The 5212-nt window shown below is 46.8% G+C and carries 5 protein-coding genes; all 5 read right to left on the reverse strand.

The features are described from left to right. Window positions 1-131: 131 nt before the first annotated feature. Window positions 132-1109: a DUF4917 family protein gene (locus ACP2AU_RS16605; RefSeq protein WP_426377326.1), complete on the reverse strand. Its 978-nt coding sequence runs from the start codon at window positions 1107-1109 to the stop codon at window positions 132-134. An 80-nt stretch (window positions 1110-1189) separates the two neighbouring features. Further along, window positions 1190-2353, reverse strand: a complete 1164-nt coding sequence (locus ACP2AU_RS16610) for a hypothetical protein (protein ID WP_426377327.1) — start codon at window positions 2351-2353, stop codon at window positions 1190-1192. A 92-nt stretch (window positions 2354-2445) separates the two neighbouring features. Further along, window positions 2446-2919 carry a hypothetical protein gene (locus tag ACP2AU_RS16615; RefSeq protein ID WP_424006898.1) on the reverse strand — a complete coding sequence of 158 codons (474 nt, stop codon included), beginning with the start codon at window positions 2917-2919 and terminating at the stop codon, window positions 2446-2448. 154 nt (window positions 2920-3073) lie between these two features. Next, entirely contained in the window at window positions 3074-3829 is a 756-nt protein-coding gene (locus ACP2AU_RS16620) for a hypothetical protein (protein WP_426377328.1), read from the reverse strand. 106 nt (window positions 3830-3935) lie between these two features. Further along, a complete protein-coding gene (locus ACP2AU_RS16625; RefSeq protein ID WP_426377329.1) occupies window positions 3936-4355 on the reverse strand; it encodes a GFA family protein in 420 nt (139 codons plus the stop codon). Window positions 4356-5212: the final 857 nt, after the last annotated feature.

Here is a 5212-nt window from a genome sequence, read left to right on the forward strand (position 1 = left end):
CATCCACTTAATTCGCCAGCGTCCAACGACTTTACTCAAACTACCTCCTTAAAACATAACGCTTGCAGCATGCGCACCCTTGGAGTGGAGCCGAAGGCGCAATGTAAAGGGTGTCGCCGTGCCTGCACTGGTTATGCCCAGACGGGTGTTGACTCAGCTTGATAGAACGCAACATCTTTATCCAATTTTTCGATGAATGCTTTAGCATTTGCTTTCGTTCTTGTATTGGCTTCAGAGTACTCGTCACCATAGATACTGACAAAGACTCTGGTGACACGGCTTGATTTAACTTGATCAAAAATATGCTTGTCATTCTCGTCCATAGAATGTCCATGTATAAATAAAGCACCACCTATTTCACCTAGTTTTCGATAACAAAAACTCAGGTAAGGGTTGTGAGTTACTTTATATCTCTTTTTTTGGTAGGTGGGCTCGGAAACAAATAATGGAAATCGTCCGGCATCTAAATTTGCTCTTACCTGCTGTATAATTGTATCCCCATCTTCGGTGCAGGCATGCTTTTTAATTACTTCACCCGTATCATAGATGTGTAGTCCGCCGTGCAAGAAATGAACTTCTTGGTCAGTTCCGTAACCTTTCCATTGCCGCCCTTTCCTGAAGCCATCATCAGTAGTGTAGTTGGCAGGCGCAAGGCTATTTTTGTTTCTAGCCCAGTAGAACAGTAAGTCGTAATTTATTGAAAAAATCTGCTTGAACTGGGAGAGAAAGGCTCTAACAGCTATGTATTGATCCTCAGAAATTTCGCTCGGCAAGTCAGGGTGCGTGCGCGAAATTGCGTTGATTAATGCATCTTTCAGTATCCGCCTATCGGCGACAATACGACCAATTAGCGCATTGTCAGGATCGTAATACCGAAGGATTTTTTCAGTAGAAGTGAGATGACGCGAAATTATTTCAAAATCATATGTGCCAAACTCATCAAAAAGCGGTCTAATAACCTCGTCTCTGTCTCCAAAATCAGCTGCGTCGAGTAGATTTTGGTAATTGAAAATGTCTGGATCCCACGCTTGGGAAAAGCCATTTGCAAGTATAATAGAAGGCTTTTCCCCTTCTTCTAAGGAGTCAATCGCTTCTTGAAAACTCAGCACTACTTACCCCCTAATCTTTGGCATAACGCAAGCGGCAGGGGCGCGACTTCAGGAGCGTCCCTTGACCGCATTGGTTAGCTTTATTCATTCAGCAGATAACCCCAGATATGCCCCTCAAACATATCACCGCTGTCTTGTGGTGTGAGGTGCACATAAAGATAACGCTCATTCGGATTGAACCCAGTTACAATTCTCTCTACTGAGTAGTAGTAGTCCTCCTCAACATGCCCAACTATGTCAGACCCTTGAGAAGGTTTTTTGTAAATAGGATTTCCTATATAAATTGGAGGCGGCGCAATGTGCCGATCGCTCTTGGGCCATTTTCTGTTCGACTCGACCTCCTGCTTTTTGAGAAGAAAGCTCAAAAGAACATCCAAACAGTAGCTAAAATTCTCTTGATTTAGTTCATTTGCGACGAAGTTAGGTTGATACTCTAGGTGCCAGCTTTCTTTTTCAGTTTCTACCACAGTAGGCGTGAGTCGCCTGAAATTCTCGATGTCTACTGTATTTACTCCCCACTCGATACAGTCTGCTTTCAATTGCTCGTGGTTTACCTGAAGATAATTTGATGGTGATCTAACATTTTCTGATATCCATAAACTATTCTTTGTCCAATAGTGTGCATTTATACCGCTGAGATCTAGCCCCATCAGTCCTAATAAATTCTTCTGATCAGGGTTTATATCTCGAAAACGATAAATGCAATACTGGAACTCATACTCCAAATAAAATGCCTTTCTAAGATTCACCAACGATTCAAGATATTTATTCGAATCAGCGAGCTTTATCGAATCTTTAATAAGTTCCTTAGCCTTCCCATCTTTCAATAGATCGGTCAGAAAAATCTCTTGGAGGCTACAACCTACCACGTGTGAAAGTAGCTCATCGACAAACCGCCTTGCAGCATTAAAATAATTAATAACCGACGTGGGCTCGGTCAGCTGCCCGTAGTGTTTCGCAATTACTCTCTGCTTGTTTAGTGCTTTTATCGTCCCTGACTTCACTACTGGGGCTTTCAGCTTTTTCAGTTCACCCAGAAGCTCATCAAAAGACTTCGATTCTAGGCTTCTCGACTCATCAACGTCCAATTCGTCCAAAGCAGCCAATACAACCAGTTCCACAAAATCTTGAAGAAGAATTATTCCAGCAGTCGATGAGTGCTTATCACCAATATTTACTAGCGACTTGGTTTCACCATAAATAGCTTTCGCAACCATTAAGGTGTTCAAAGTCGAATGCTTCATAAATCTCCCCTAAGTAGAGCTAACGCCAGTGGTAATGGGCGCCAACGGAGCAACGCGTAGTTGGCGTCCCGTTGACCACCTTGTTAGGGCCTTTATACACGCCACCTTTCCCTAATTGCATTGAGCTCTTTTGATATCTCTTTAAGGGCATTGAGCTCTGCAGTCAGACTTTCGACGCTGTAGCGCTTTTCCTTACTGGGCCCTGGCCCAATCATGCCGGGAGAAACATTAATTATTTCTTCACTTGCATAGCCATAACCCCAACGGCCATGGATGAACGAATTCCTCTTTGATCGAAATTTGTCCACTTTTTTGTGCCAAGATTTGAAATCAGATACACAATCAGGGCTGGACGGGAACTTAATCTCGACTATCTCAACCAGAGCATCAGTTTTGTTTTTGAAGGATAGCCTTTCCACTAAGGGATTTACCGCGTGAAAATCCTTCGCATTTACAGCCCACTGAAGGCACAGGTTTAAACTTAACTCTAGGCCGGAGAACTCAAGCACTATTCTTCCAATAATCTCAGCAGCAACGGCCTCTAGATCAACTTCATCATTTCTCATAGATTCAATTTTTGCCCTAACGCTTGCAGCATGCGCGCCTACGAAATGAAGCCAAAGGCGCAATGTAGTGGGCGTCGCCGTGACTGCGTTTGTTAGGGCATAGTCACACATTGACTCAAGCTCCGGCAGCCCAGACAAAGGTTGTAGTGAAGGCTCAATCGTCTACCCATGAGTTCATGATTTTTTCAGCGGCCTCAATGACGCTATATGCCTTCTGGACCACCTTTCCTTTATGAATGTCGAACATTGCCCACGCACCTGGTCTCCAGTGCCAATACCCTCTGCAACTATATGGAACCTCTACTTGGGTAACATTATCGACGTGATAGCCATCAAACACTGAGTTGGAACAACCGAAATTAGCTGGAAACTTGTGGTCGGTCATTAACTCAAAATGCGGAACGAATGGCCAAGTCTTGGCGTTAGGACTTTCTACACCTGACATGGAGAAAGGACACATCCTCACTTGATACTCAGGAAACTCATAAACTGGTTGTTTGCTCTCGCAATGACGCTCCACGTCTACGTCTTGTTCAGGGGGCCTGAATGACATCATGAGAACAAACTGCTCATAATGCTGGGGAAAAGGATGCTTGTGTGGATTCCTCTCACCAACGGCCGCCACGGGGATGAGCGCGTTGTTAACCCATGCAAAACTCAGAATCATGTCTGTCAGTTCACAGTCCGCGTTAAAACTATTAGTGAACGGAAAATTCTTTACCCACACGGGGATTTCTAGTTTAAACCTAGCTGCTGTCTCATAGATGATGCTTTCTTCCGTGATTTCTCGGCACTCATTGAGCGCTTTGTCACTGTCTCCACGAACCACATTTTCATTTGATTGTCCGCCATCTCCGCAACCGGAAATCAAGACGAAAAGCAGCAACGTAATTTTCGACCATTTATGCATTCAGTATGAGCCTAATTGAAGCATCCCGCAGTCAGAAGGTCCCTAACGCTTTTGTTTAGCGGCGCCCCGACAGGGGCGTCCGGTGGAGGCCGCAGGCCGCAACGAACTACAACAACTTGTTAAGTGATTCTAAACTGTCGGGCCCACCACCAAGACGAACACACTCGGCAGACTCTTGCTCCCAAGGGGCAGCGGACTTTGTATGGAGATGGACAGAAACCTTTGATGCGACCGGCTCCTCAAGCAAACCGGCAGGAACCCAAACCATTCCGCTGTCTCTCAGGCTATTTGGAACTGGACTCCCGCACACTGAACAAAAATCGCTGCGAAAACCGGTGGGCTTTTTGTAGGACCTAATATCACTTTCGCCTGACACCCAGCGAAAAGCGGCGGCCTGCACAAAGGTAGCAGCATTAGCTGCAGCTCCAGTGGCTTTGCGGCACAACGAACAGTGACATTGATAGAGGTTTCGAATCTCCCCTTCAATTTCGAACTTCACGTATCCGCAGAGACATTCGCCTTTCATCGATCAGTCCTTTGACACTTAACGCCTGCGGTAACCGGCGCCGGAGCGCAGCGGAGGGAACCAAAAGCGCCACGCTTTTGGCGTCCGGTTGACTGCCTGGTTATGTGCTTTCCCAGGATTCGGACTACACATCGTCTTTGAGCCGTTCCCTCGCGGCGTCAACCAAACTAATATAATCCGGTTCCAAGATCTCAACTAGGACCTCCTGAAGGAGGCACTTTAAGTTCCAAAGCGCACGTTCTTCCGCCTGGTGTTCTATTTCGAAGGAATCCCTGTCAGAAAACCTCGCAAGCAGCTCAAACAAAACTAGAGCTTCATCGTTGGTAAGTTTAATAGATATCTCGTCCATATCTTTTCTCGAAACGTCACATAACGCGAAGGTAACCGGCGCCGGAGCGTAGCGGAGGGAACCAAAAGCGGTACGCTTTTGGCGTCCGGTTGACCGCCTGGTTAGTGGCCGGTTACCACCAAGGTCTCCCCTGGCAACCAACGCTGCATGCCCTCTCCCGAACAGCTTGCACCAACGCAACGGATGGCGAAAGGAACCAGAGCGCAAACAACACCAACCCGATTACCGTTTAAACTGGACGGCCCCTTAACTGGAGCACGCCGTGAATAACCATGCCGCCGATGAATTTGGCACCCAACCCCGACGGCAACTTTTCCGGCCTTGGCCATCACCAACACAGGCGGCTTTGCAGCAAAGCCCGATGCCAAGGCCCTTGCACTGAGCCCGCCAAAAATGAAGAAGGCCAGGGCCATTAACGCCAATGTTTAGCGGCGCCCATGCAGCGCAGCGAAATGGGCGTCCGGTGGAGGGCCCCAGGCCCGGAACGTACTACAACAACTTGTTAAAA

This window comes from Marinobacter sp. VGCF2001 (assembly GCF_049943275.1).
Lineage (GTDB): Bacteria > Pseudomonadota > Gammaproteobacteria > Pseudomonadales > Oleiphilaceae > Marinobacter.